Origin of the sequence: Bradyrhizobium sp. 197, from assembly GCF_023073375.1 — a bacterium.
Lineage (GTDB): Bacteria > Pseudomonadota > Alphaproteobacteria > Rhizobiales > Xanthobacteraceae > Bradyrhizobium.
In genome coordinates, this window is the sequence record NZ_JADPJJ010000071.1 from 33,796 (window position 1) to 58,102 (window position 24,307).

Genomic DNA, 24,307 nt, shown 5'->3' on the forward strand with positions numbered 1-24,307 from the left:
GGCGACGACTGGCAGCGATAAGCCCTACGCCGCCACCACGCTGCCGCTCTTGCGCAATCCCACATACTGCAGCTCGGCAAACACGCCGGTCGCAATCGCCTGCGCCACGACCATGAGCTCGCCGGCAAGGTTCGGCGATACCGCGCCTGAGAACAGCAACGCGATGCTGCCGACCGTCCAGGCCGCGTTGCCGACCACGACCAGCAGCACGAGCGGCTTCGCCACAGAGGCGCGCGAGGCAAGCCAGCCGACGAGCGCGGCATAGGCGATCAGGAACAGGCCGGTCTCGCGCAGCAGCGCTTCGGGCAGGTTGAACAGCGACGCGAACGCGCCGGCGCCGAAAGTGAGACCGAGAGCGGAGACGCCGCTGAAGATTGCGTCGGCAAGAAGCGCGCGGCGGAGGAAGCTGGATGCGTCGATCATCGTGGTCTCCATGGTTGGGTTGGGCTGGAGGTGAAACTCAGTGCAATCCGCGCCACCAGGCGCGGAGCAGGCGGGCGAGACGGAACGGGCAGAGCGTCCTGCCGACGCTGTGCTCGAAGGCTGTGACCTGCGCGACGACATAGTCGCCGGTCGAATGCACCAGCGGCTCGGGCATGTTGAGGCTGCGCGCCAGCATCCCGGTTGCGAACGCCATGGCCCAGGGAACAAGGTGGTCTGCGACGGTCCGGTAGAGCAGCAGTGCGATCATGATCGTCTCCTGTTGCGACCGAAGATGCGCCGGCCCGTGGCCCAATTCGATTACCTCCGACGTAATGGAAGAGCCGAAATCCGCGTGCTAGGTTTTCGACCATGAACGCACATGCATCCACAGCACAGGCCGAACGCAACCAGCCAGTCCATATCGGCGACCATCTGCGCGAATGGCGGCAGCGCCGCCGCATGAGCCAGCTCGATCTCGCAGGCGAGGCCGAGATCTCGGCGCGGCATTTGAGTTTCGTCGAGACCGGCCGCGCCGCACCCTCGCGTGACATGGTGCTGAGGCTCGCCGAACGCCTCGACGTGCCCTTGCGCGAACGCAACGTGCTGCTGGTCGCGGCCGGCTATGCCCCGGCCTTTCCGCAGCGTCCGCTGGAGGATCCCGCCTTGAAATCAGCCCGCCAGGCGATCGACCTCGTCCTCAAAGCGCATGAACCCAACCCGGCGCTGGCTTATGACAGGCACTGGAATCTGGTCTCCGCCAACCGCATGCTGGCGCCGCTGCTCGCCGGCATCCCGGAGCGGCTGCTAGGCCGGCCCTTGAACGTGCTGCGGCTCGCTTTGCATCCCGAGGCACTGGCGCCGCGCACGGTCAACCTCGCGGAATGGTGCGGGCATCTTTTGGAGCGGCTGCACCGGCAATGCGAGGCAACCGCCGATCCCGAGCTGATCAGGCTCCACAACGACCTGAAGAGCTATCCGATCCCGGCGCGCGCGGTGCCGCTGTCGAGCGACAATGTCGCGATCCCCTTCAAGCTGCGCCATGACGGAGAGATACTAAGTTTCTTCTCCACCACCATGGTGTTCGGCACGCCCGTCGACATCACGCTGTCGGAGCTGGCGCTGGAGACGTTCTTTCCGGCCGACGAGCGCACAGCCGAACGGCTGAAGCAGATGGCGGCAGCCATGACCTAGCACCCATGACCTAGCACCCTTGCCTCGGGGCGGGTTCGGCTTATCTTGGGGCGAACCCGCGAAGTGCCCGAAGGAGGCCCTGATATGAGCACGTTAAAGCCGCTCCAGATCGACGTCGTCTCCGACGTGGTGTGCCCCTGGTGCTATATCGGCAAGCACCGGATCGAGAGCGCGCTGGCGCTGGTGCCCGACGTTCCGGTCAAGCTGCAATTCCGCCCCTTCTTTCTCAATCCCTGGGTGCCGCGCGAAGGCATCAGCCGCGAGGCCTATCTCACCCAGAAGTTCGGCTCGGTCGAGGCTTATAAGGGCATTGCCGGCCGTGTGGTCGCGGCCGCAAGCGAAGAGGGCCTCACTTACAAGCCCGAGCTTGTCGCGCGTCAGCCCAACACGACCGACTGCCACCGCCTGATCCTCTGGGCCGAGACGATCGGCAAGGCACCCGAAATGAAGCAGCGCCTGATGGAGCTGTATTTCCGCGACGGCGGCGACCTCACCGATGTGAGCGTGCTGGTGCAGGCGGCTGCCGATGTCGGCCTCGACGCCGACGACGTGCGCAAGCGCCTTGCCACCGACGAGGACGTCGCGCGCGTTTCGGCGGACGCACAGGAAGCCGCCGAGAAGGGCATCTCCGGCGTGCCGACCTATGTGTTTGCGCAGAAATACGCCGTCTCCGGCGCACAGGATCCCAACATGCTCGCGCGTGCCGTCCGTGAGGTCTCGGCGGAGATCAACGCCCAGGCGGCGGAGTAGCTTTCTCTTATTTGCGGAGCAGGCGGACCGCGCGTCGCGCGGTCTCGTGCGCGACGTTGAGGCCGATCAGCGCTCCATGAACAAGCGCCACGATCGGATCGTTCCGCCGCAGCGGGATCAGCACATCGCCGATTGCGAAGCGCCCGCGCCAGATCGGGTTGATCATGGGGTGGTCAGCGCTCGCGGTCGAATCCGCGCTGGCGATGGCGGGATCGGCGCAGAGGTGGCGGGTGAGCTCGAGAGTGAGCTGCACGCCTGGCGAATATTTTGCAAAGCGTTCGTCGATGCCGAGCTTGAAGAAGAAGGCGCGGTCCTGATGACGCAGCACGATGCCGGCGGCCACCGGTATCGTACCGGCGCGCAAGGTCACAATCTCGCACTGCGCGGTCTCTGCCAGCGCCGCTACGGCACGGCGGATGAAGGTCGCATCGCCCGCATGCTGGATCAGCGCGGTGCCGCGCTTGCCTTTCCAGCCGCTGGCCTCGAGCTGCAGGAACGTTTCGAGCGCAGGTCCGATCTCGTCGGGCCGCCGTGCGACGTCGAACGCGACGGCGCCATGCTCTTCGAGACGATGGCGCTGGCGGCGCAGCTCCTTGAGCTTTCTGGCGCCGAGCGCCTCGCGCAACAGCGTCTCGCCATCCTGCGTCGCATCGAGGCTGGCGCGGATGTAGGAGCTGAGGATTTTCGGCTGCAGGCCGTCGCGATGCAGGACCTGATTGAGGGTGGTCATCGCCGCCCCGTCGAGCGCGACGTCGTTGAGCACGAGCGCATGCGCTCCGGCTTCGCGCGCCCGCTGCAACAGACGCGTGGCGGCTTCCATCGGAGCGTCGCGGTCGATCAGAGGGCTGCACAGCGTCCCATAGGGATGCGCGCTCACCAGCGCAGGCAGGGGGATATTCCACGCGCGCCAGAGCGAGGTCACCGGCATCAGCCCGATCAGCCGGGCCGAGGCTCCGTCGAAAGCGGGAAGCGCCGAGGCATCCGTGCGGCCGTGCGCGGATGCGCTCACGGCGAGCTCCCAGCCCGGCAAATAATATCCATTCGGTTCGATCGCGCGCTGCGCGAGCGCGCGCCATTGGCCGGGTTCGATCGCCGTAAGAGGGACGCGCGCGTGCGACGCCGCGGCATGCTTTGCCGATGCCGGATTGATCGCAGCCTGGTGCGCAATATCGACCACGTCCCGTCGTCCCCGTTCAGGAGGCCATGTTTAGCGCAAAGATTGGAAAATACAGTTGGGACGCCGCTTCAATTCGAGTGGTAATATTAACGTCTCATTGAGCATGAGGGCGCTCAGCGGCCGGACGCCCCGATGGATACGCCAGAATTACTCTCGACCCGGAGGATCATCATGGTTGCCACACCTTTCACGCCGATTGCGTCGCTCCTTGGTGGCGCATTGATCGGTCTCGCCGCCGTGCTCCTGATGTGGACGGCGGGTCGGATCGCCGGAGTCAGCGGAATCGTGGCGCGGCTGTTTCCGCCTTACGAGGATCGGCAATTCGCCGGCCGGCTCGCCTTCGTCGCTGGCCTCGTCATCGCGCCCATCCTGGTGCGCCTAGTCACGGGAAGCCTGCCGGCGCAAACGATCGCGGCGGCAACGCCGCTTCTAATTGTCGCCGGATTGCTCACCGGCTTCGGCGCGGTGTGGGGCAGCGGCTGCACGTCCGGCCATGGCGTCTGCGGCCTGTCGCGGCTATCGGTGCGCTCGCTGGTCGCGACCATCACCTTCATGGCGACCGGCGTGGCGACGGTTTTCGCGATGCGGCACTGGAGCTGATCGCGATGGCCATTCTCGTTCAATTCGCGATCGGCCTGATCTTCGGCCTCGGCCTCATCGTCTCCGGCATGTCGAACCCGGCAAAGGTGCTGAACTTTCTGGACGTCGGCGGGATCCCGAGAGGGACCTGGGATGCGAGCCTCGCTTTCGTGATGGCCGGCGCGGTCGCGGTGACCTTCGTCGGCTTCAGCCGCGTCTTGAAGCTCGCGCGGCCTGTCTTCGCCGACCGCTTCTACATTCCGACGCGAAGAGACATCGACCCCAAGATTATCGCCGGTCCCGCCATATTCGGAATCGGCTGGGGCCTTGGTGGCTTTTGTCCAGGGCCGGCTTTGACCGCGCTTGGATTCGGTTCGGCCTTCGCGTTCATCTTCGTCGTTGCGATGTGCGCCGGCATGGTGCTCGCCCGCTTCATCGCGCAGCTCACGTCGTCAACGCGCATCGTCGCGCCGACCGATCCGCTCGAAACCTGAGCTCGAAACCTGACATGGAACAGGACCGGGCGAGTTGTCTCGTCCGGTCCTGCCCATTTCAATCTTATTGACTACCAGCGGTCCCCGCCGACACCGACGCCCACGCTGACGCCGGGTGTGCGAATGCCGACGCCGCCGCGCGGACCATCGTCCCAGTCGCGATGGCTGCGGCGCTCGTAATAGCGCTCGCGCGGCATGGTGTTATAGGAATCGCGCACGATCACGCGCTCACCGCCACGGCTGCGATAGCAATTGCCGGAATCATCGCAGACGAGCCGGACCTGCTGAACGAGATCGGGGCTGGTGTATTCGCTGGTCGTATAGATGTCGGCGGCCTTCGCGCCGCTCGCTGTGGCCAGGGCCCCGACGCCGGCCAGCAGTGCAATCGTGAATGTCCTCATCGTGTCCTCCTCAGAAACTGCCCTCGGCGGTAACAAGAAGGGGAGGCGGTGATCGTTCCCGGCCGTCATGCTGGTTTTTCCCGGAACCGGATCGCGTGTCGGCGTGATTTGTTCCTAGATCGGCTGGTAGCTTTCCGACCCGCAGATGTCGTCCGCTTCGGCGCGCCGGCGATCGACCACTTTTCCGCCGGTGATGGTCACGATGTAGGTCTGGGCGCCGAGCGCCGAGCCGGTCGCGGAGGTCAGCTGGGCGCGGACGCAGGCTGTCCAGCCCGGTCCCCTCACCTCACGATGGGGCGTGGCGACATGCACCTCGCGGGGATTGGACGTGCTGAGGAAAACGAATTCGATCTGCTCGCGCACGACGCGCTTGACGTCGGGGGGCGATTCGGGCGGCGCCTGCTCGGCTTCTTTGATGCGCATGAACTCCGGCACCGGTGCGCGGCTATCGGCAAAGCCGCACGCACCGAGCGCGAGCACGCCGGCCAGCAGCGCTGCTTGAGCAATAATCCGCAACATCCGTGAAGGTCCCCTGCGGGCCAACAGATAGGCACGAATGCGATCCGACGAAGTCCCGGCCGATCAAGATTTCCTGAAGGCAGGATTCCTGAGGGCCTGGAACCCGCGGTATTTGCTATTCCGGGATTGCAGGCTAGTTTGTGCCCAGACGATGGGGAGCCAATGAGGATTTTGGTCATAGCGGCCGCGGTGCTGGCGCTGACGGTTGTCTCGGCGCAAGCGCAGATGGGTGGCGGCAGACGCCAGCCTAACGAGGGCGGCCAGAAGGCGGACAACAAGCCAAAGGTCGACGAGAAGGCCTACAAGGCCGCGCTCGAACGCATTCCCGAGTCCAAGGAGAAGTATGATCCGTGGAGCGGGGCGCGTCCGCCTGAACCTGCCAAGAAGCCGAAATAAATGAGGCGGGCGTTGGCGACCCGCCCCTGCTATTTGGCCGCTCTCATCACGCTCCTCCTGTTTTCGTCGCGGCCAGGCATCGCCTGGGAGAGCTGGGGTGGCGATCCCGGCGGCTCGCGCTTCTCGCCATTGCGAGAGATCACGCCCGACAATGTCGGCAACCTGGTTCGGGCCTTCGAATTCCACACGGGCGATCTCGCGGCGCGGCCGCCCGGGGTGATGCGGCGAACCAAATTCCAGGCGACGCCGCTGTTCGTCGAGGACAGCCTGGTCTTCTGCTCGCCTTTCAACGAGGTGATTGCGCTCGATCCCGGCACGGGCGCGCAGAAATGGCGCTACGATCCGAAGATCGCGATCAACCAGCGTCCCGCCAATCGCTACGTATGCCGCGGCGTCACCTACTGGGTCGACGATGAGGCGCCTGTAGATGCCGCATGTCGATCGCGCATCTTCATGGGCACGAACGATGTCCGCCTGATCGCGCTCGATGCGAAGACGGGAATCCCCTGCGCCGGCTTCGGCAAGGGCGGTGAGGTCAGGCCCGATATCGGCACGAAGCTGGAATGGCCCGGCGAATTCCAGATCACCTCGCCGCCGGCGGTCGGCCGCGGTGTCGTCGTGATCGGATCCGCGATCGGCGACAACCGCCGCGTCGACGCGCCAAGTGGCGTCGTGCGCGCGTTCGACGCGCGCACCGGTCAAATGCGGTGGACATTCGAGCCGCTGAAGCGCGACGGTATCGAAGCCGGTCACGCCAATGTCTGGGCGCCGATGTCGGTCGACGCCACGCGCGGGTTGGTGTTCCTGCCGACATCCTCTCCATCGCCGGATTTCTGGGGCGGCAAGCGGCCGGGCAACAACGAGCATGCCAATTCGGTGGTCGCGCTGCGCATCGAGACCGGCGAGCTCGTATGGGCATTCCAGACCGTGCACCACGACGTCTGGGATTACGATCTGCCGGCGCAGCCGACGCTCACGCGCATCGACACTGGAGAAGGTCAGCGCGATGTCGTGATCCAGCCGACCAAGCAGGGCTTTGTCTTCGTGCTCGATCGCGATACCGGCAAGCCGGTGTGGCCGGTCGAGGAGCGCAGCGTTCCGCAGGGGGCCGCGGAAGGTGAACGGCTGTCGCCCACGCAGCCATTCCCGACACATGTGCCGGCGCTGACGTCGCAGACGATCTCGGCAGATGATGCGCTCTCATTCTTGCCCGGCTTGCGCCGGTCTTCTTGCGAACGCCAGTTCGCGGAAGCGCGCAACGAGGGGCTGTTCACACCTCCTTCAACGCAAGGCACGCTGGAATACCCCTTCACCGGCGGCGGCGTGAACTGGGGCAGTGCGGCCTTCGATCCCGTCAACCAGATCCTCTATGCCAACACCAGTCGCGCCGTTCATCTGATCAAGCTGATTCCGCGCGCGGAGGCTGCCGGATTCAATCCGCCGCCCGGCCACGATTTTGGCCAGCAGAATGGCGCGCCGTTTGCGATGTCGCGGGCGATGGTGACATCGCCGCTCGGGTTTCTTTGTAACAAGCCGCCCTGGGGCGAAATGGTTGCGGTCGATCTGAAGGCTGGCAAGATCCTCTGGCGTTCGACCGTCGGCACAACCGAGGATCTGGCGCCGCTCGGCGTGCCGCTCCCCTGGGGCGCTCCGCTCCTCAACGGGCTCGCGGTTACCGCAGGCGGGCTCGTCTTCACCGGCGCGATGGACGCCTATTTGCGCGCCTTCGATGCACGAAGCGGAAGCGAACTGTGGCAAGGCCGGCTGCCGGTGCCCGGCGTCGCCAATCCCATGACCTATCTCTGGAAGGGCGAGCAGTATGTCGCCATCGGCGCCGGCGGCCACTCCGAGGCAGGCACCTCGATCGGCGACAGCGTCGTTTCCTTTCGCCTGGCACGGCCGGGCGAGGGGCCGTCGCTATGGTCGCGTACCATCGATCGTCCCGGTGGACGATTTTTTGCGGCATCATCGGCGGTCGCGCTCGCGATCGTCGCGCTCGTGGTTGCAAGCCTGCGCTGGCGGCGCCGGCGTCGTATCGCGCGAACATGACCCAGCATCGCGCGCGCGATGCGAACGTTCATTCACATCATATGCACTACTGTACGAAAGCGAGGCCGATGCGCCTGTCGCTACGCCAGACGGTGCGGCAATTCCGCACGACATTGTCGCGCGCGATCGCGAGCGTGAACGATTGCGGTAATGTGACGGCGGCGTCGAGGTCGATCGCGGCGCCGTTCGCCGACATGTTTCGCACCGTGCACGCGATGCCGTTGTTTTCAAAGGTGATCGTTCCCCCCTTGAAAACACGGTAGCGCTGCGCTGCACGTTTCTCGATCATCGCGTTAATCCATAATGACGTTTGTAAAATAGCGAGTAGAAATTACGTTGAAATAAACTCAATACTGGCGCTACTTGCACTGCGCTTCAGACTTCGTTTACGACGTCGAAGCGGAGGTCACTCCGCCGACTTTCCCCACAAGCCTTTCCTTTATGGCGTTACGCGCCGATGGAGATATTGATGAAGACCACGCTTTCGCTTCTGTTCGCCGCGGCGCTCTCGCTGTCGTCGATGCCCGCGCACGCCACCAAGCTCGATCTTGCGACCATGAGCTGCAAGCAGTTCCTCGAGAGCGGCGACGACACCATCAAGATGGTGCTGACCTGGATGGACGGCTGGTACAAGGGCGACGAAGAGAACGCGATCATCGACACCGACGTGTTCGTCGAGAACGCCAAGCAGTTCGGCACATATTGCGGAAAAAATCCGAACGTCAGCATCGTCACTGCGGCCGACGAGGTGCTCGGCAAGTAACTTCTCGTGTGCGACGGCGCGACGCGCGATCGCGTTTCGCCTCGCGGCATAACTCCATCGAAAGCCGCGGTGCGCCTTGCGCTCACGCGGCTTCTTCTTTTCGACTGATGCTCACCCCGGCAGCATCGCGAACGCGCTCGACACCATCGCCACCGGCTTGTTGTCGGTGGCCGAGAGCAGCGTGACGCGGCCAAAGCTCATGGTGCGTCCGAGTCGCACCACGCGGGCGTCGGCCAGCACGTCCGACGAGGAGACGGCGCGCATGAAATGCGTGGTCTGGTCGACCGTCGTCATCGGACGATAGCCGCGGTTGGCGGCGAGGTTCGCGATCACCATCGCCGTGTCGGCGAGCGCCATCAGCGCCTGGCCGCAGACCACGCCGCCGTTGCGGCACAGCCGTTCCGAGAACGGCATGCGCAGGAGCGCTGCCGGCTGCCAGTCCGGCATGTCCGGCGGCGGCACGTGCTCGATGCTCTCGACCGACAGGTTGAGATCCTGGACCCAGGGCGCAAAGACCTCGCCGAGGATGCGTCTGGCGTCGGTGATGCCGAACTCGGCTTCTGGCTGCGATGGCATTGCTGTCGTTCCCTCCGTGTTGCCGGATATTTCGGCCATGTGAGCGGATCGGCGCGGCAAAGTCACCCGGTCAGCCGCGGGTCCTGTCGGCTTGAAAATGCCTGACTTCGCCCGATATGATGGCCCGGAGTGGGTATGGGTGGATGATGTTGCGTCGGTATGTCCTCGTGTTTGGTCTGGTCGCGCTCGGCCTCGCGCTGAACGGGTGCACCAAGTGCGGGCCGATCTGGGACGACTGGCTACAGGCGCCGAAATCGTGCAAATCGGACCGGCTCTAGGGCCGAGCGGTCCCGGCGGGCTGCGACAAGGGCGACAAGGCGCGGGCGATCCGCGCCGCCATGGATGATCAAGGAGTCGATGATGAAGCTTTTCCGTATGGCCGCGGTGCTGGCTGTCCTGGCGGTACCGGCCGTGCTGGCGGGACCGGCCTATGCGCAAATGCCCAATCTCAATTTGCTGCAGGAAGGGCCGAGCAAGACCCCCGAGGAGAAGGCCGCGGAAGCCGAGCGTGACAAGGCCTACAAGGAAACGCTGAAGAAGATTCCGGACTCCAAGGCGTCCAACGATCCATGGGGTGGCATGCGCTCCGATCCGCCGAAGCAGCCGGCGGCGCCAAAGGCCTCGGCCGCAACCGGTGCGCCGAAGAAGAAATCCGGCACGACTGCCAATTGACCGTCTGACCGATCGGAGGCGGCTGACGCCTCCGGCCGGGACTCCTGTTCGACCGGCCTGCTTCCTACATCTCGTGAGAGCGTATTGCGAGGAGGCAGGACATGGCCGATCGTCCGCGGGATCTCGCCGAGCGGATGGCGCGCCGGCGCAAGCTGGGCGGCAACCCCGGCCCGACGGCCGGCGACGGCTATCTGCGCGAGACCTTCACGCTGCCGCGCGCGGCGGCGCGGGAGAGGGCGCAGGCTTTCTTCGCCCGCTACCCCAAGGCCGGCTATATGAGCGCGGTCGAGAACTGGCGCGAGCTGCCCGGCGGCGACATCGAATTCACGATGCGGCGGCTGCCCAGCGCGGATTAGGGCCAGCCCTATTCGAAGGTTTCGGATGTGATGCGGATCCGGAACACGGGCTCCTTGGCCTCGTCCAGCAGCTCCATGTGCCATTCGGAATTTTCCTGGAGCTTGCGGGCGATGCCGGCGGCCATGTCGGCGCAGACGCTGGTCATCTCCTTCCAGGCCAAATCGCGATCGGCAAATTCCGACGCCTGGTCGGCACAGCCGGAATAGCGGCCGTTCCGGATTCGGAAGAAGTAGAGCGGCATGGTTGGCACCGATCGCGCGTGACATCCCCCAGGGAAGGCCATCCCTCAAGGCCATCCCTCAAGGTCATGGGCGCGCGCACTCCAATCCCAAACCATCCTGAGATCAATTCCGGGCGGCTACGGAATACATCCGGGGCGCCGTGCCCGTGGTTCTCCGACCATGAACAAAGTTCCTGGGCCCCGCAGGGGCGCTGCGACGGCATGTGGCTTGCTTGGCCTGATAACGGCCAAACAACATGGGCGCGTCATGCTCGGCATTCCTCGCCGCTACTCTCATTTCGTCTTCGGTGTCATCCAGTCCGGCCTGACCTCGCTGATCGCGGCGGGGATTGCCAGCTTTCCCGCAGGGACCGCGATGGTCTTCCTCACGCACTGGATCGTGTCGTGGCTGATCGCATGGGTCGCAATGCTGCCGATCGTGCTGCTCGCAGCGCCGGCGATCCGCGCCTTCTCGCTGCGGCTGACGCGGGAAGAGGGGGCTCGCAAACCGGCCGGCCGGCATGAAAAAACCCCGCTTGGGGAGAGCCAAGCGGGGCAGGAGGTTATTGGAGGCTGAGGTGCTGGGCTGCAACACCATAGCCAGATGAGCCTAGCCGGCTCAGCTTACGACAGCCTGACAATGACGCGAATCGGATCCGGCCCGCTGCGTTCGCTCGTGCCCGCAAACAGAAAACCCCGCTCGGGGAGAGCGGGGTCGTCGTCTGGGTATGGAGGCCCGGTGTCGGTCAACCGGACACGACCAGACCAGGAGAGCAGGCTTGCGCGCGCCTGACAGTGGCTGCGAAAGTCGAGGCCGCAGACTGGCCCCGCACCCGTCCCAATTTCGACATCCGTTCGCACAACTCAGGACACAACGGCGGGCGAGATTTCGCACCGACGGTGCTGCCATGGGGGAAACGTGGCGCGCCGGCAACGGGGTGGCATCATGGACAACGTAGAGCGGTCATTCGCCGCCGCGACGGCGGCTGGCTTCGTGGTGCTGGTGATCGGCATCGGGTTGCTGGTTCTGCTGTAGGGGTGGTGCAGGCATGCCGTGAGACGGCGGCCGGCCCGATCCAAATTGCGCTCCAGTGGTGGAAGACGCATGCGCGCCTTTCAAAAAACGCGAAAACAACCCCATGCACAGTAGCTCTCTGGAAAATGTTCGCGTTCCATCAATGACTTACCGGTAGTATCGCGATACCACATCGTGCCCGGACTCGCCACCGGGATATGCGAATCTCGATTCCCGTGTCGGTCCCTTGCGATGAACAGGCGGCCGCTCCCGGCGGGCATTGTCTCCGGCGCGGACCGGGCGGCGGGCACCGCCACCGCCTGCCGCGTCCGGCAGCGTGTCCTTTCGTCAGCGCCGAAGCCCGTCCTGTGCGGATTAATGAACCCTGATCGCGTCCAGCGGCAAACGGAGCTCGGCGGCCCGCTCTTCGCGATCCTTCTTGCGAAACTCGTTTTCCTTGCGCTCGAACTTGATCATCTCTTGCCGCGCGGCCTCCAGCAGGCGATTGCGCCTGGTCGTATCGTGGTGCGTGTCCGTCATGACTGAGATCCCCGGAGTTGCGGTCCCGTGTCCCGGAAGAAGGCCGCAGACGGCAAAAAGGTTCGGTGCCGCAGGATTACGGAATTCTGACGGCGTCCAGGTCATCGGTCTTTGATGTGCGTCAGCCAGCACCCCAAATCTGCAAAAGAACATATTGCGAACCTAGAACAAATAGGGTACGTTGTTTTATCGCCGCGCCGTCCCCGCCAGCCGTTTGTCCCTCTAGCGAATCCTCGCCATAAGGAGCACGACCCAATGTCCACCACTGCCCTGCGTATCGTCGAAGGATCTTCCATGGACAAGAGTAAAGCTCTGGCCGCCGCGCTCTCCCAGATCGAGCGGCAGTTCGGCAAGGGCTCGGTGATGAAGCTCGGCAAGAACGACCGCTCGATGGATGTCGAGGCGATCTCCTCGGGCTCGCTGGGGCTTGATATTGCGCTCGGGATCGGCGGTTTGCCGAAGGGGCGCGTCGTGGAAATCTACGGGCCGGAATCCTCGGGCAAGACAACGCTGGCGCTGCACACGGTGGCGGAAGGGCAGAAGAAGGGCGGCATCTGCGCCTTCATCGACGCCGAACACGCGCTTGACCCGGTCTATGCGCGCAAGCTCGGCGTCAACATCGACGAACTCCTAATCTCCCAGCCGGACACCGGCGAGCAGGCGCTGGAAATCTGCGACACGCTGGTGCGCTCGGGCGCGGTCGATGTGCTGGTGATCGATTCGGTTGCGGCGCTGGTACCGAAAGCCGAGCTCGAGGGCGAGATGGGCGATGCGTTGCCGGGTCTGCAGGCCCGCCTGATGAGCCAGGCCCTGCGCAAGCTGACCGCGTCCATCAACAAGTCCAACACCATGGTCATTTTCATCAACCAGATACGGATGAAGATCGGCGTGATGTACGGTTCGCCGGAAACCACCACCGGCGGCAACGCGCTGAAGTTCTACGCCTCCATCCGTTTGGACATTCGCCGCATCGGCGCGATCAAGGAGCGTGACGAGGTGGTCGGCAACACCACGCGGGTCAAGGTGGTGAAGAACAAGCTGGCGCCGCCTTTCAAGCAGGTCGAGTTCGACATCATGTATGGCGAAGGCGTCTCCAAGATGGGCGAGATCCTCGATCTCGGCGTCAAGGCCGGCATCGTCGAAAAATCCGGCGCATGGTTCTCCTATGACAGCCAGCGTCTTGGCCAGGGCCGCGAGAATTCGAAAGCGTTCTTGAAGGCCAACCCCGATATCACCGCCAAGATCGAAACCTCGATCCGCCAGAACTCCGGCCTGATCGCCGAGCAGATTCTCGCCGGCAGCCCCGAGCGTGATGCCGACGGCGACGAGCCGGCGGACGAGTAAGCGTCAAGCCTAGAGTTTTTCGCGAGGAGCGGGCGCTGAAGACGTTGAGTTGCCGACGTCGTCAGTGCCCGTTTCGTTTTGCGTTGCATTGATTAGGTGGTGCGATGAAGCGTCTGATCTTGACCAGTTCGTCCGGAAGCGCGCTCGCACGATCGGGGTTAGCGGAGCTTGTCATTTCATCTTCGTTTCACTTTGAGTGGGGACCGCTTCCCTCGCCCGGGAAGCTCGCAGCCTATTTCGCGGCGCGTTCGGCGAATCTCGGGCCAGGTGATCATTGGTCTGATTGGGGCATCCGGTGGCCCAAGGGCATCAAGGATCGCAAAGACTTGCCCCTTGCGGACTTCTGCGAGCGATATGACGTGATCGAACTTTGGTTCGATCCAGCTCCCAGGGATCAATTGCAGCTCGTCTGCTTGCTGGACTACCTCAGCTCCTGCTCAGCGCTAACGCGAAAGCTTAGACTTCGACTTGTGGCATCCGATCTGATGATAGAAAGCGGTGAGGATCTCGCCGCGTCCGAGCCGCACATTCATGTCGCGCGTATCACGGCCCGAGAGTTCGAGACTGCCAAGTTGGCGTGGTCAGCCTACCGCGCAGCGACCCCTGAGGCTTGCGTCGATCTCGTTCATCAAGATCTCAGTGCGTTGTTGATGCTGCGCCCGGCCTTGCTCGATCTCTTGGCAGAACTCCCGTCGCCTTCGACGGGACTCGGTGCGACCGAGATGCGATTCTTGGAGATGCTTGCCGGAGGGTTTGCAAACACGAATGCGTTGTTTCACCTGCGTTCGCTCCGGCGGACGTTCGTGTTTGGAGAGACTGAGTTAGGCCGGTTGCTCGACGGGCTAGCGCTTGGCCCCAGTCCTGCAGTGGCCGGATTGGACGACGAGCTGCGCACGATCGATCGCGAGAATCACAGAGATCGGCACGCCGCATATCTACGCAGCCGGTTGTCGCTGACGGAGTTTGGCGAGGCAGTTCTTGCAGGCAAGGAAGATTTCAGTCGCCACAATCCGATCGACCGCTGGTGGGGCGGCACGCGGCTGACCAACGACCGGCTGTGGCGTTACGGCTCTGTTTTAACCAAGCCTTGAGGCCCCGAGCATGACGCGGCTTGTTCTGACAACAGACTCTTCCGCTGCCGGCGCCCTCGAACAGGCCAGCCTGGGCGATCTCGTGCTCGCGATCAATCGTCGATTTGTCTGGGGTGCGCCGCCATCCGGCGCAGAGCTTGAAGCGTTCTTTGCTCCGCATACGACACAGCTACCCGGCCTTCATTGGCTGGATGACACGCCGGCTTGGCGCCTCGATAAGCCGGGAGTGAAGGGGCGGGGATTGATCGAGCTGTTGTTCGAATGCGAATCGGCCGAACTGTGGATAGAGCCAAACCCAAACGCACAATTGCTTCTGCTCTGGCTCCTCGACCATTGTGGCGGCGAGAGAGTGGCGGTTTCCAGATTCGTGATACGTCAGCTGGACGTTGCCGCTGGTGATGTTGATCCGGAGCGACTTGCGGAGCAAAATCCGCGGACTATTAATCCTTCGCAAGGTCACGTTGAACTGGCCGGCCGTGCATGGCGGGCTTATCGTTCCCCGACGCCGCGGGCTTGGGTCGACCTCCTCAAAACGGATCTAAGCCTGCTTCCGCAGCTGGAGCAGTCCGCAATTGGCCTGCTGGAAGAGCTTCCGAGCGTCACAACTGGTCTTGGAGCTACGGAAACGCGGATTCTAGAGTTAATCGCACCGGGCGAGGTACAGCCGTTTGAAGTTTTTCCGGGTGATCAGAAGCGCAACGAGCGGCGCGTTTTCGATTACTGGGAGGTCGGCACGCTGCTTGATGGTCTCGCACGTTGTCCGGTGCCGGCCATATCGGGGTTGGAGGAGGGACCGTTCTCGCTGGACATGCATGTCGATCCCTCCCGTCACGCGCGGTACAAGCAATCCCGCTTGTCGCTCACTGACCTCGGGAAAGCGGTGCTGGCGGGAGAAGAGGATTTCTGCCGCCATAACCCGATCAGTCGCTGGTGGGGCGGCACCCACCTGACCAGCGATCGGCTCTGGCGTTGGGATCGCGACAGCCGGGCATTGCTTTCTCCTGTCTGATGCGTGCGTGCTGCTCGAGGTGTTTTGGTATTGCTTGTTAATCGCGAGGCCACTGTGTCACATTTGATTCTGACCACGAACCATCTTGCGGCAGCTACGCTTCGGCAGACCAAATTGGCGAATATCGCGCTCGGCTTCTGCATGCGCTTCGTCTTCGGCCAATTGCCCTCCGCAGAGCAGCTTTTGATGGGGCTGGAGCGGCGGTCGGCAAAGCACTGCAATCCAGGCGATCACTGGCTCGACGAGGTTTGTCGAGACTGGCTGGAAGGTTTCGGCACGCGCGATATCGGTTTCTTAGAGCTCTGTGCGAAGTTCGACTCGATCGAAGTGTGGATCGATCCTCAGCCCAACGATCAGCTCGTGCTTGTCTGGTTGCTCGACCTGCTTCGCCCTTACAAGGAGATCACGACGAAGCTGAGCCTGGTGCACACGGATGACAGTGTTGCGGACTATGCTGCGGAGTCCGTCGCAAAATGGAAGTTGCCGGCCTTCGAGGTCGCCGACGATCATTTGGTGATGGCAAGCCGCGCCTGGCGCGCCTATCGGGCTGAAACGCCAAAATCCTGTTTCGATCTGCTGATGACGGATCTGATGATCTTTCCGAGACTTCGATCGGCGCTCATTGCGCTGCTTGAAGAGCTTCCGGACAAGGTGACGGGGCTCGGTGCCAGCGAGATGGATATGCTGGGCTGTGTGAATGAAGGGCACACCGACCCAAAATACATCTCCGAAGCGAGGTGGTATCGCGATGTGTTCGAAGAGGGTGAGGCGAGCGATGCCTTGATCGCATTGGCGGAACATTCGGCGCCGCCCGTTCTGTTGGGCGATCCGGCGTTCGACAATGAGGATCGCTACTTCGGCAGGAGCGAGTGGAGGGTCACGCTAACTGAACTCGGACGTTCCCTTGTCGCCCGAGAAGATGACTTGTGGCGCCACAACCCGATCAAGCGTTGGTGGGGCGGGACTGAATTGACCAACGAACGGCTCTGGCGGTGGGATCGCGAAACCCGATTGCTGATTGCGCCGTAAATCATTGCCGTAGGGTGGATTAGCCGAAGGCGTAATCCACCATCTTTGTCGCCGCGGAAGCTAAAGCGGTGGGTTACGCCGGCGGTCTGCGCCTTCGCGCAGCCGCCCGCTAACCCACCCTACGAAACCTCCGTCGGGTCCTACTCCGCGGCTTCCGCATAATCGCTCACCGGCGGACAAGAGCACACCAGATTGCGGTCGCCATAGACGTTGTCGACGCGCCCCACCGGGCACCAATATTTGTCGGTGCGCGAGGTGCCCGCGGGGAAACAGCCTTCGGCGCGGGTGTAGGCGCGATTCCAGTCGTCATCCGCGATGTCGTGCACCGTGTGCGGGGCGTGGCGCAGCGGCGAGGCCTCGATCTTGAAGCGGCCGCCCTCGACCTCGGTGATCTCCTTCCGGATCGCGATCATCGCATCGCAGAAGCGGTCCAGTTCGGCCTTCGACTCCGATTCGGTCGGTTCGATCATCAGTGTGCCCGGCACCGGGAAGCTCATCGTGGGCGCGTGGAAGCCGTAGTCGATCAGGCGTTTTGCGATGTCGTCGACGGTGACGCCGGACGTCGTCTTCAGCGCGCGGGGATCGACGATGCATTCATGCGCGACGCGGCCCTTCTCGTTCTTGTAGAGCACCGGGAAATGCGCATCGAGGCGCGCGGCGACATAGTTGGCGTTGAGGATCGCGATCTCGGTGGCGCGCTTGAGGCCTTCGCCGCCCATCATCAGGATGTAGATGTAGGAGATGGTGAGGATCGAAGCCGAGCCGAACGGCGCGGCCGAGACCGGGCCGACCGGCGCATTCCCATTCGCCGCCGGATGACCTGGCAGGAACGGCGCGAGATGCGCCTTCACGCCGATCGGGCCCATGCCCGGGCCGCCGCCGCCATGCGGGATGCAGAAGGTCTTGTGCAGGTTGAGATGGCTGACGTCGGCGCCGTAATCGCCGGGTCGGGACAGGCCGACCTGCGCATTGAGGTTGGCGCCGTCGAGATAGACCTGGCCGCCATGGCCATGCACGATGTCGCAAATCTCGCGAATGTGCTCCTCGAACACACCATGCGTCGAGGGATAGGTAATCATGACCGCAGCGAGGTCGTTGGAGTGCTTCTCCGCCTTCGCCCTGAGATCATTGACGTCGACATCGCCATTCTTCTCGCAGGCGACCACCACCACGTCCATGCCGACCATCGCAGCGGAAGCCGGGTTGGTGCCGTGGGCGGAGGAGGGGATCAGGCAGATCTTGCGGTGCGTCTCGCCGCGCGCGGCGTGATAGCCGCGGATCGCGAGCAGCCCGGCATATTCTCCTTGCGCGCCCGAATTCGGCTGCAGCGAGATCGCGTCATAGCCGGTGATGTCGCACAGCCACTTCTCCAGGCGCGCGAACAGCGCGTGATAGCCGCGTGCCTGCTCGCGCGGGGCGAAGGGATGCAACGAGCCGAATTCCGGCCAGGTCAGCGGCATCATCTCGGTGGTCGCGTTCAGCTTCATGGTGCACGATCCCAGCGGAATCATCGCGCGGTCGAGCGCGAGGTCGCGGTCGCTGAGCTTGCGCATGTAGCGCAGCATCTCGGTCTCCGAGCGATGCGCGTGGAACACCGGATGGGTGAGGAAAGAGGTCGCGCGCTTGAGCGTCTCCGGCAGCGCCTCGCGCGTGGTGGCGTCGATCTCGGCGTAAGCAAGCGTGCCGCCGAAGGCCCGCCAGACCGCTTCCACCGTCGCAGGCGCGGTGGTCTCGTCGAGCGCGATACGCAAAGCGCCATCACCGATGCCGAGATTGATCTTTTCGGCGATCGCGCGAGCGACGATCTCGGCACGCTTCGCACCCGCATCGACGCTGAGCGTGTCGAAGAAGTTTTCGCTACTCGGCGCAAAGCCGAGCTTGCGCAGGCCGGCGGCAAGCACCGCCGTGCGGCGGTGCACGTTACGGGCGATCTGCGTCAAGCCTTCGGGGCCGTGATAGACCGCGTACATCGAGGCGATCACGGCGAGCAGCACCTGCGCGGTGCAGATGTTGGAGGTCGCCTTCTCGCGGCGGATGTGCTGCTCGCGGGTCTGGAGCGCGAGGCGATAGGCGGGCGCGCCGCGGGAGTCGACGGAGAGGCCGACGATGCGGCCGGGCAGCGAGCGCTTCAGCGCATCGCGCACCGCCATATAGGCCGCGTGCGGCCCGCCATAACCCATCGGCACGCCAAAACGCTGCGCCGAGCCGATCGCGATGTCGGCGCCGAGTTCGCCTGGCGAGGCGAGCAGGGTCAGTGCCAGCAGATCGGCGGCAACGATCGCGAGTGCGCCCTTCGCCTTCAGTGCTGCGATCGCGGGCCTGAGGTCGCGCACGGCGCCCGACGTTCCCGGATATTGCAGCAGCGCACCAAGCACGTCGGTCTTGTCGAGATCGGTGATGGGATCGCCGACGACCAGGGTCCAGCCCAGGGGCTCCGCGCGGGTGCGCATCACCGCGAGCGTCTGCGGATGCACGTCCTTGTCGACGAAGAAGGCCTTTGCTTCGACCCGCGAGTGCCGCTCCGCGAGCGCCATCGCCTCGGCGGCAGCCGTCGCCTCGTCGAGCAGCGAGGCGTTGGCGACGTCGAGCCCGGTGAGATCGCAGATCATGGTCTGGAAGTTGAGCAGCGCCTCAAGCCGGCCCTGGCTGATCTCCGGCTGATAGGGCGTGTACGCCGTGTACCAGGCCGGGTTCTCCAAAATGTTGCGCTGGATCACCGCAGGCAGAATCGTGCCGGAATAGCCTTGGCCGATCAGCGAGGCGAAGACCTGGTTCTGGGCGGCGAGCTCGCCCATATGCGCGATCGCCTCGGTCTCGCTCAAGGGCTTGCCGAGATCGAGCGGGGCGGCCTGCCGGATCGAGGCCGGCAACGTCTCCGCCATCAGCGCCTCGACGCTTTTCGCGCCGACGGCCTCGAGCATTGCAGTGACGTCGCGTGCCGAGGGGCCGATGTGGCGGCGAACGAAAGCGGCGGTATCGCCGTTGGATTTGCGGTGCGCGGTCATCGCTTGCTCCATCGTCTTTAAGCCGTGTGGGCCTTGTAGGCGGCGTCATCCATGAGGCCGCCTAGCTCGCTCTTGTCGGCAATCTTGATCTTGAAAAACCACGCCTTGCCTTGCGCATCCGAATTCACCAGCGCCGGCTCGGCGGCCAGGGCGTCGTTGATTTCGGTGACCTCGCCCGTAACAGGCGCGTAGATGTCGGAGGCGGCCTTCACGGATTCCACGACGGCTGCGGCTTCCGTCTTCTTCAGGGCGCGACCGAGCTTGGGCAGTTCGACGAACACGACGTCGCCGAGCTGGGACTGCGCGTAGTCGGTGATCCCGACGGTGGCGACATCGCCGTCGATCGCGAGCCATTCGTGGTCGGAGGTGTACAGCGTCGTGGTCATTTTCTTGTCCTCAGCGTTTGTAGGTGTTTTTCACGAAAGGCATCGCGGCGATTTGCAGGGGCAGTCGCTGGCCGCGCACCTCGGCGAAAATCTGTGCGCCAAGCGCGCTCTGACCTGTGGGCACATAACCCATCGCGATCGGGGCACTCAGGCTCGGGCCGAAGCCGCCCGACGTGACCTTTCCGATCGGCTCGCTCGAGGTCGCGTCCGCAAACAGCAGCGCGCCCTCGCGCACCGGCGCGCGGCCTTCAGTGCGCAGCCCGACGCGGCGACGAGCCGCGCCGTGGTCGAAATGAGCGAGAATCGTCTCGGCGCCGGGAAAGCCGCCGGCGCGCGCGCCGCCGGTGCGGCGGCTCTTCTGCACCGACCATTCCAGTGCGGCCTCGACCGGCGTGGTCGTGGTGTCGATGTCGTGGCCATAGAGGCAGAGTCCGCCCTCGAGCCGCAGGCTGTCGCGGGCGCCGAGCCCGATCGGCATGACGTCGGGATTGTCCAGCAGCGCCTTGGCGAGCCGCTCGGCATCGCCAGCAGGAACCGAAATTTCAAAGCCGTCCTCGCCGGTGTAGCCGGAGCGCGAGACGAAGCAGTCGATCCCGGCGACCTTGCGCGGGCCGGAATCCATGAACTTCATGGACGGAGCCTCTGCACATAATTTCGCCAGCGCCGATTCCGCCTTCGGGCCCTGCAACGCGATCAGCGCGCGGTCGGCCAGCGAATCGATGATGCAGTCGTCCGACAGCTTCGCGCGCAGATGCGCCTCGTCCTCGGACTTGCAGGCGGCGTTGACGACCAGGAACAGATGGTCGCCGAAATTGGCGACCATCAGATCGTCCAGAATCCCGCCCTCGGCATTGGTGAACTGGGCGTAGCGCTGCCGCCCCGGCGCAATAGCCACGATGTCCTGCGGCACCAGCCGTTCCAGCGCGCGCGCGGCGTCCTCGACCTTGCCCGACTTCGGCCGGAGCGCGATCTGGCCCATGTGGGAGACGTCGAACAGGCCGGCGGACGAGCGGGTATGGAGATGTTCCTTCAGGACTCCGGCCGGATATTGCACCGGCATGTCATAGCCCGCGAACGGCACCATCTTGCCGCCGAGGGACACATGAAGCCCGTGAAGGGGCGTGCTCTTAAGGGAATCTTGGTCGTCGCGCGCAAGCATCACAGGGGCCCTCGGTGGTTCCCCGGGGATGATTCCCCGGAAGCAACCAGTCGAAGCCCCATCTGTCGCTGTGCCTGAGAGTATTATCCCGTCGGCGGACGCTGTCCGGACCAACCCTTTCTTTTAAAAGGTCTAGGCCCATCGGCGCCTCTTTCCAGATGCTGTCAAAGCCACGCGGTCCTTTTGCCTGAGAGTTTCCGGGGCGGTTGCTCCTTCGGCGCCGGCTACCCAAAGCCGGTCTCTCCCGACGTGGCCGTACGATACAGATGGGTAGAGACCACAAGCTGGCCAAGCCTGTCAACGCGGCATCAGCGGCTTTCCAACGGGATTGCGCGCCTGCGGCAACCCACTGATCCGGTTGCACAGTTTCTGGACAGCGAAGCTGGCCTTGTCTAAAAGCGCTTTGGCCCGCAGATATCAGCCCAAACTCGCGGTTTGGATGGCGTATGGCGGGTCCAAGCACACTCGATTGGATGAACATGAGCGGCGTCAACGAGATCAGGTCGACCTTTCTGAACTTCTTTGCCGAGAACGGCCACGAGATCGTGTCGTCCTCGCCATTGGTGCCGCGCAACGACCCGACGTTGATGTTCACCAATGCCGGCATGGTGCAGTTCAAGAACGTCTTCACCGGCGTCGAGAAGCGGCCCTATCACCGCGCCACCACCTCGCAGAAATGCGTGCGCGCCGGCGGCAAGCACAACGACCTCGACAATGTCGGCTACACCGCGCGCCATCTCACCTTCTTCGAGATGCTCGGCAATTTCTCGTTCGGCGACTATTTCAAGGAGCGCGCGATCGAGCTTGCCTGGACGCTGATCACGAAGGAATTCGGGCTGAAGAAGGACAAGCTGCTCGTCACGGTCTACCACACCGACGACGAGGCGGCGGGCCTCTGGAAGAAGATCGCGGGTTTCTCGGATGACCGCATCATTCGCATCCCGACCTCGGACAATTTCTGGGCGATGGGCGACACCGGCCCGTGCGGTCCGTGCTCGGAGATCTTCATCGATCGCGGCGAGCACATCTGGGGCGGACCTCCGGGCTCACCGGAAGAGGACGGCGACCGCTTCCTCGAGTTCTGGAACCTGGTGTTCATGCAGTACGAGCAGGTGACGAAGGAGGAGCGCGTAGCGCTTCCGCGTCCCTCGATCGACACCGGCATGGGCCTGGAGCGCATGGCCAGCATCATGCAGGGCGTCGACAGCATCTTCGAGACCGATCTGTTCCGTCATCTGATCGACGCGACCGCGTCCGCTCTTGGAAGCGGACCGGACGAGAAGACCGTCGCCTCGTTCCGCGTCATCGCCGACCATCTGCGTTCGTCGGCCTTCCTCGTCGCCGATGGCGTGCTGCCCTCGAACGAGGGCCGCGGCTATGTGCTGCGCCGGATCATGCGCCGCGCGATGCGCCATGCGCAACTGCTCGGCGCGAAAGATCCGCTGATGCATCGCCTGGTATGGGCGCTGGTGCGCGAGATGGGCCAGGCCTATCCCGATTTGATGCGCGCGGAAAACCTGATCGAGGAAACGCTGCGGTTGGAAGAGACCCGTTTCCGCAAGACGCTGACGCGCGGCCTCGCCATCCTCGACGAGAAGAGTGCGTCCTTGAAGAAGGGCGACATGTTCGATGGCGACGTCGCCTTCACGCTGTACGACACCTACGGTTTTCCGCTCGATCTGACGCAGGACGCGCTGAAGTCGCGCGGCATCAGCGTCGACCAGGCTTCCTTCGCCGATGCGATGGAGCGTCAGCGCGTGAAGGCGCGCGCGTCCTGGTCGGGTTCGGGTGAGGCGGCCTCAGAGGCGATCTGGTTCCCGCTGCGCGAGAAGCTCGGCGCGACTGAATTTTTGGGCTACGAGACCGAGATCGCTGAGGGCGTCGTCTCGGCCCTGATCAAGGATGGCAAGGAAACCGACAGCCTCAAGGCCGGCGACAGCGGTGCGCTGCTGCTGAACCAGACGCCGTTCTATGCGGAGTCCGGCGGCCAGGTCGGCGACACCGGCGTGCTGGTCGGCGAGGGCGGCATCAAATTCCGCGTCACCGAGACGCAGAAGAAGCTCGGCGATCTCTTCGTTCATGTCGGCACCTTGGAGAGCGGCGAGCTGAAGCCCGGCACCGCGCTCCAGCTCGAGGTCGATCACAGCAGGCGCTCGTCGATCCGCGCGCATCATTCGGCCACGCATCTCATTCACGAGGCGCTGCGTCAGGTGCTCGGCGATCACATCGCCCAGCGCGGCTCGATGGTTGCGCCTGACCGCCTGCGCTTCGATTTCGTGCATCCGAAGCCGATCACCGCGGAAGAACTCGCGCGCGTCGAGGACATCGCCAACGACGTGGTGCTGGAGAACGACGAGGTCTCGACCCGCGTCATGGGCGTGGACGAGGCCCGCGAGGCCGGCGCGCGTGCGCTGTTCGGCGAGAAATACGGCGACGAGGTTCGCGTCGTCTCGATGGGCCGGACCGCGCGTGAGCGCGGCACCAACGCGCTCGGCTGGTCGGTCGAGCTCTGCGGCGGCACCCATGTCAGGCGCACCGGCGACATCGGCCTGATCACGCTGACGGGCGAGAGCGCGGTCGCCTCTGGCGTGCGCCGCATCGAAGCGCTGACCGGCAACTACGCGCGCAAGCATGCCAACGACACCATGGCGCTGGCGAAAACTGCGGCCAACGAGCTGCGCACCTCGATCGACGACGTCCCGGCGCGCATCAGTGCATTGATGGACGAGCGTAAGAAGCTCGAGCGCGAGCTCTCCGACGCCCGCAAGAAGCTGGCGATGGGCGGCGGTGCCGGCGACGGCGGAAATTCCAACGTCGTGGAAATCGGTGACGTCAAGTTTTACAAACTTCACGTGACGGGATTGCCGAGCGACGAACTCAAATCCCTCGTTGATCAAGCCAAGGCAGAGATCAAGTCGGGCGTTGTCGCGGTTGCAAATACGACGGCTGACGGAAAAGCCAGCCTCGTTGTCGGCGTGACCAAGGATCTATCAACCCGTTTCGACGCCGCAAGCCTGGTCAAGGTTGGCGTGCCTGTCGTGGGCGGAAAGGGCGGCGGCGGCCGAGCCGAAATGGCGCAAGGCGGCGGGCCTGATGGGGCAAAGGCTCTGGACGCCCTGTCGGAGATCCAAAAAGCCATAGCCGGCGCGTAAGGGCCGTCTC

Annotated in this window: 27 protein-coding genes and 1 riboswitch; of the genes, 15 read left to right on the top strand and 12 right to left on the bottom strand. The window is 64.0% G+C overall.

Annotated features, from left to right (window positions below):
• Positions 1-24 precede the first annotated feature (24 nt).
• Both IVB27_RS16165 and IVB27_RS16170 read right to left on the bottom strand, forming a co-directional pair.
• The gene (locus tag IVB27_RS16165; RefSeq protein WP_247351908.1) at positions 25-423 is read right to left on the bottom strand and encodes a hypothetical protein; all 399 of its coding nucleotides are present in this window, start codon (positions 421-423) and stop codon (positions 25-27) included.
• 37 nt (positions 424-460) lie between these two features.
• A complete protein-coding gene (locus IVB27_RS16170; protein WP_247444430.1) occupies positions 461-691 on the bottom strand; it encodes a hypothetical protein in 231 nt (76 codons plus the stop codon).
• Between the two features lie 101 nt (positions 692-792).
• On the opposite strand from IVB27_RS16170, the gene IVB27_RS16175 reads away from it, so the two are divergent.
• Together IVB27_RS16175 and IVB27_RS16180 are read left to right on the top strand one after the other, a co-directional pair.
• Positions 793-1,614: a helix-turn-helix domain-containing protein gene (locus tag IVB27_RS16175; RefSeq protein WP_247444431.1), complete on the top strand. Its 822-nt coding sequence runs from the start codon at positions 793-795 to the stop codon at positions 1,612-1,614.
• 84 nt (positions 1,615-1,698) lie between these two features.
• The gene (locus IVB27_RS16180; RefSeq protein WP_247444432.1) at positions 1,699-2,364 is read left to right on the top strand and encodes a DsbA family oxidoreductase; all 666 of its coding nucleotides are present in this window, start codon (positions 1,699-1,701) and stop codon (positions 2,362-2,364) included.
• Between the two features lie 7 nt (positions 2,365-2,371).
• On the opposite strand, the gene IVB27_RS16185 is transcribed toward IVB27_RS16180, so the two are convergent.
• Complete coding sequence (locus tag IVB27_RS16185; protein ID WP_247444433.1) at positions 2,372-3,541, bottom strand: GNAT family N-acetyltransferase; 1,170 nt, start codon at positions 3,539-3,541, stop codon at positions 2,372-2,374.
• 171 nt (positions 3,542-3,712) lie between these two features.
• On the opposite strand from IVB27_RS16185, the gene IVB27_RS16190 reads away from it, so the two are divergent.
• A complete protein-coding gene (locus IVB27_RS16190; protein ID WP_247444434.1) occupies positions 3,713-4,141 on the top strand; it encodes a YeeE/YedE family protein in 429 nt (142 codons plus the stop codon).
• 5 nt (positions 4,142-4,146) lie between these two features.
• Positions 4,147-4,614 carry a DUF6691 family protein gene (locus tag IVB27_RS16195; protein ID WP_247444435.1) on the top strand — a complete coding sequence of 156 codons (468 nt, stop codon included), beginning with the start codon at positions 4,147-4,149 and terminating at the stop codon, positions 4,612-4,614.
• Positions 4,615-4,685: 71 nt separating this feature from the next.
• Here the strand turns inward: IVB27_RS16195 and IVB27_RS16200 are convergent, their stop codons facing one another.
• Complete coding sequence (locus tag IVB27_RS16200; RefSeq protein ID WP_247444436.1) at positions 4,686-5,015, bottom strand: hypothetical protein; 330 nt, start codon at positions 5,013-5,015, stop codon at positions 4,686-4,688.
• 114 nt (positions 5,016-5,129) lie between these two features.
• Positions 5,130-5,534, bottom strand: a complete 405-nt coding sequence (locus IVB27_RS16205) for a hypothetical protein (protein WP_247444437.1) — start codon at positions 5,532-5,534, stop codon at positions 5,130-5,132.
• Positions 5,535-5,696: 162 nt separating this feature from the next.
• Between IVB27_RS16205 and IVB27_RS16210 the strand changes: the two genes are divergently transcribed.
• Both IVB27_RS16210 and IVB27_RS16215 read left to right on the top strand, forming a co-directional pair.
• Positions 5,697-5,930: a hypothetical protein gene (locus IVB27_RS16210; RefSeq protein WP_247351890.1), complete on the top strand. Its 234-nt coding sequence runs from the start codon at positions 5,697-5,699 to the stop codon at positions 5,928-5,930.
• On the top strand, positions 5,931-7,979 hold the full coding sequence (locus IVB27_RS16215) for a pyrroloquinoline quinone-dependent dehydrogenase (RefSeq protein ID WP_247444438.1): 2,049 nt from the start codon (positions 5,931-5,933) through the stop codon (positions 7,977-7,979). It begins immediately after the preceding gene.
• A 46-nt stretch (positions 7,980-8,025) separates the two neighbouring features.
• Here the strand turns inward: IVB27_RS16215 and IVB27_RS16220 are convergent, their stop codons facing one another.
• Positions 8,026-8,268 (bottom strand): PilZ domain-containing protein, encoded by a 243-nt coding sequence (locus tag IVB27_RS16220; protein ID WP_247351886.1) that lies wholly within the window; start codon positions 8,266-8,268, stop codon positions 8,026-8,028.
• Positions 8,269-8,448: 180 nt separating this feature from the next.
• Between IVB27_RS16220 and IVB27_RS16225 the strand changes: the two genes are divergently transcribed.
• Positions 8,449-8,742 (top strand): HdeA/HdeB family chaperone, encoded by a 294-nt coding sequence (locus IVB27_RS16225; protein WP_247444439.1) that lies wholly within the window; start codon positions 8,449-8,451, stop codon positions 8,740-8,742.
• A gap of 111 nt (positions 8,743-8,853) precedes the next feature.
• Here IVB27_RS16225 and IVB27_RS16230 read toward each other — a convergent pair whose 3' ends face one another.
• A complete protein-coding gene (locus IVB27_RS16230) occupies positions 8,854-9,318 on the bottom strand; it encodes a PaaI family thioesterase (RefSeq protein ID WP_247351884.1) in 465 nt (154 codons plus the stop codon).
• A 360-nt stretch (positions 9,319-9,678) separates the two neighbouring features.
• Here IVB27_RS16230 and IVB27_RS16235 point away from each other — a divergent pair, with 360 nt between their 5' ends.
• On the top strand, positions 9,679-9,990 hold the full coding sequence (locus IVB27_RS16235; RefSeq protein WP_247444440.1) for a hypothetical protein: 312 nt from the start codon (positions 9,679-9,681) through the stop codon (positions 9,988-9,990).
• A gap of 101 nt (positions 9,991-10,091) precedes the next feature.
• Positions 10,092-10,346, top strand: a complete 255-nt coding sequence (locus tag IVB27_RS16240) for a hypothetical protein (RefSeq protein ID WP_247444441.1) — start codon at positions 10,092-10,094, stop codon at positions 10,344-10,346.
• 8 nt (positions 10,347-10,354) lie between these two features.
• Here the strand turns inward: IVB27_RS16240 and IVB27_RS16245 are convergent, their stop codons facing one another.
• Positions 10,355-10,588 carry a DUF6894 family protein gene (locus tag IVB27_RS16245; protein ID WP_247351877.1) on the bottom strand — a complete coding sequence of 78 codons (234 nt, stop codon included), beginning with the start codon at positions 10,586-10,588 and terminating at the stop codon, positions 10,355-10,357.
• Positions 10,589-10,835: 247 nt separating this feature from the next.
• On the opposite strand from IVB27_RS16245, the gene IVB27_RS16250 reads away from it, so the two are divergent.
• A complete protein-coding gene (locus tag IVB27_RS16250) occupies positions 10,836-11,144 on the top strand; it encodes a DUF2798 domain-containing protein (protein ID WP_247444442.1) in 309 nt (102 codons plus the stop codon).
• 813 nt (positions 11,145-11,957) lie between these two features.
• On the opposite strand, the gene IVB27_RS16255 is transcribed toward IVB27_RS16250, so the two are convergent.
• A complete protein-coding gene (locus IVB27_RS16255; RefSeq protein ID WP_247444443.1) occupies positions 11,958-12,122 on the bottom strand; it encodes a hypothetical protein in 165 nt (54 codons plus the stop codon).
• Positions 12,123-12,377: 255 nt separating this feature from the next.
• Between IVB27_RS16255 and recA the strand changes: the two genes are divergently transcribed.
• The 4 genes from recA to IVB27_RS16275 all read left to right on the top strand — a co-directional run bounded on the left by recA (position 12,378) and on the right by IVB27_RS16275 (position 16,595).
• A complete protein-coding gene (gene recA, locus IVB27_RS16260; RefSeq protein WP_247351873.1) occupies positions 12,378-13,466 on the top strand; it encodes a recombinase RecA in 1,089 nt (362 codons plus the stop codon).
• Positions 13,467-13,570: 104 nt separating this feature from the next.
• Positions 13,571-14,557 carry a hypothetical protein gene (locus tag IVB27_RS16265; RefSeq protein WP_247444444.1) on the top strand — a complete coding sequence of 329 codons (987 nt, stop codon included), beginning with the start codon at positions 13,571-13,573 and terminating at the stop codon, positions 14,555-14,557.
• A 10-nt stretch (positions 14,558-14,567) separates the two neighbouring features.
• Entirely contained in the window at positions 14,568-15,566 is a 999-nt protein-coding gene (locus IVB27_RS16270; protein WP_247444445.1) for a hypothetical protein, read from the top strand.
• Positions 15,567-15,680: 114 nt separating this feature from the next.
• Entirely contained in the window at positions 15,681-16,595 is a 915-nt protein-coding gene (locus IVB27_RS16275) for a hypothetical protein (RefSeq protein ID WP_247444446.1), read from the top strand.
• A 140-nt stretch (positions 16,596-16,735) separates the two neighbouring features.
• Here IVB27_RS16275 and gcvP read toward each other — a convergent pair whose 3' ends face one another.
• From gcvP to gcvT, 3 genes are read right to left on the bottom strand one after another with little or no spacing between them, the layout of a single operon-like run.
• The gene (gcvP, locus tag IVB27_RS16280) at positions 16,736-19,600 is read right to left on the bottom strand and encodes an aminomethyl-transferring glycine dehydrogenase (RefSeq protein WP_247444447.1); all 2,865 of its coding nucleotides are present in this window, start codon (positions 19,598-19,600) and stop codon (positions 16,736-16,738) included.
• 17 nt (positions 19,601-19,617) lie between these two features.
• Positions 19,618-19,986: a glycine cleavage system protein GcvH gene (gcvH, locus tag IVB27_RS16285; protein WP_247339164.1), complete on the bottom strand. Its 369-nt coding sequence runs from the start codon at positions 19,984-19,986 to the stop codon at positions 19,618-19,620.
• Positions 19,987-19,996: 10 nt separating this feature from the next.
• Positions 19,997-21,145, bottom strand: a complete 1,149-nt coding sequence (gcvT, locus tag IVB27_RS16290; protein WP_247444448.1) for a glycine cleavage system aminomethyltransferase GcvT — start codon at positions 21,143-21,145, stop codon at positions 19,997-19,999.
• A 166-nt stretch (positions 21,146-21,311) separates the two neighbouring features.
• Positions 21,312-21,402, bottom strand: a riboswitch (glycine riboswitch).
• A 222-nt stretch (positions 21,403-21,624) separates the two neighbouring features.
• Here gcvT and alaS point away from each other — a divergent pair.
• Positions 21,625-24,297: an alanine--tRNA ligase gene (gene alaS, locus IVB27_RS16295; RefSeq protein WP_247444529.1), complete on the top strand. Its 2,673-nt coding sequence runs from the start codon at positions 21,625-21,627 to the stop codon at positions 24,295-24,297.
• The last annotated feature ends 10 nt before the right edge of the window (positions 24,298-24,307 follow it).

Excerpts from the sequence above, each read along its gene's own strand:
- IVB27_RS16215 (WP_247444438.1), top strand. The coding sequence starts at position 5,931 with ATGAGGCGGGCGTTGGCGACCCGCCCCTGCTATTTGGCCGCTCTCATC.
- IVB27_RS16180 (WP_247444432.1), top strand. The coding sequence starts at position 1,699 with ATGAGCACGTTAAAGCCGCTCCAGATCGACGTCGTCTCCGACGTGGTG.
- gcvH (WP_247339164.1), bottom strand. The coding sequence starts at position 19,986 with ATGACCACGACGCTGTACACCTCCGACCACGAATGGCTCGCGATCGAC.
- IVB27_RS16255 (WP_247444443.1), bottom strand. The coding sequence starts at position 12,122 with ATGACGGACACGCACCACGATACGACCAGGCGCAATCGCCTGCTGGAG.
- IVB27_RS16220 (WP_247351886.1), bottom strand. The coding sequence starts at position 8,268 with ATGATCGAGAAACGTGCAGCGCAGCGCTACCGTGTTTTCAAGGGGGGA.
- IVB27_RS16230 (WP_247351884.1), bottom strand. The coding sequence starts at position 9,318 with ATGCCATCGCAGCCAGAAGCCGAGTTCGGCATCACCGACGCCAGACGC.
- IVB27_RS16240 (WP_247444441.1), top strand. The coding sequence starts at position 10,092 with ATGGCCGATCGTCCGCGGGATCTCGCCGAGCGGATGGCGCGCCGGCGC.
- alaS (WP_247444529.1), top strand. The coding sequence starts at position 21,625 with ATGAGCGGCGTCAACGAGATCAGGTCGACCTTTCTGAACTTCTTTGCC.
- IVB27_RS16250 (WP_247444442.1), top strand. The coding sequence starts at position 10,836 with ATGCTCGGCATTCCTCGCCGCTACTCTCATTTCGTCTTCGGTGTCATC.
- gcvP (WP_247444447.1), bottom strand. The coding sequence starts at position 19,600 with ATGACCGCGCACCGCAAATCCAACGGCGATACCGCCGCTTTCGTTCGC.
- IVB27_RS16200 (WP_247444436.1), bottom strand. The coding sequence starts at position 5,015 with ATGAGGACATTCACGATTGCACTGCTGGCCGGCGTCGGGGCCCTGGCC.
- IVB27_RS16205 (WP_247444437.1), bottom strand. The coding sequence starts at position 5,534 with ATGTTGCGGATTATTGCTCAAGCAGCGCTGCTGGCCGGCGTGCTCGCG.
- IVB27_RS16175 (WP_247444431.1), top strand. The coding sequence starts at position 793 with ATGAACGCACATGCATCCACAGCACAGGCCGAACGCAACCAGCCAGTC.
- IVB27_RS16210 (WP_247351890.1), top strand. The coding sequence starts at position 5,697 with ATGAGGATTTTGGTCATAGCGGCCGCGGTGCTGGCGCTGACGGTTGTC.
- IVB27_RS16165 (WP_247351908.1), bottom strand. The coding sequence starts at position 423 with ATGATCGACGCATCCAGCTTCCTCCGCCGCGCGCTTCTTGCCGACGCA.
- IVB27_RS16225 (WP_247444439.1), top strand. The coding sequence starts at position 8,449 with ATGAAGACCACGCTTTCGCTTCTGTTCGCCGCGGCGCTCTCGCTGTCG.
- IVB27_RS16245 (WP_247351877.1), bottom strand. The coding sequence starts at position 10,588 with ATGCCGCTCTACTTCTTCCGAATCCGGAACGGCCGCTATTCCGGCTGT.
- IVB27_RS16195 (WP_247444435.1), top strand. The coding sequence starts at position 4,147 with ATGGCCATTCTCGTTCAATTCGCGATCGGCCTGATCTTCGGCCTCGGC.
- IVB27_RS16170 (WP_247444430.1), bottom strand. The coding sequence starts at position 691 with ATGATCGCACTGCTGCTCTACCGGACCGTCGCAGACCACCTTGTTCCC.
- gcvT (WP_247444448.1), bottom strand. The coding sequence starts at position 21,145 with ATGCTTGCGCGCGACGACCAAGATTCCCTTAAGAGCACGCCCCTTCAC.
- IVB27_RS16265 (WP_247444444.1), top strand. The coding sequence starts at position 13,571 with ATGAAGCGTCTGATCTTGACCAGTTCGTCCGGAAGCGCGCTCGCACGA.
- IVB27_RS16190 (WP_247444434.1), top strand. The coding sequence starts at position 3,713 with ATGGTTGCCACACCTTTCACGCCGATTGCGTCGCTCCTTGGTGGCGCA.
- IVB27_RS16270 (WP_247444445.1), top strand. The coding sequence starts at position 14,568 with ATGACGCGGCTTGTTCTGACAACAGACTCTTCCGCTGCCGGCGCCCTC.
- IVB27_RS16235 (WP_247444440.1), top strand. The coding sequence starts at position 9,679 with ATGAAGCTTTTCCGTATGGCCGCGGTGCTGGCTGTCCTGGCGGTACCG.
- recA (WP_247351873.1), top strand. The coding sequence starts at position 12,378 with ATGTCCACCACTGCCCTGCGTATCGTCGAAGGATCTTCCATGGACAAG.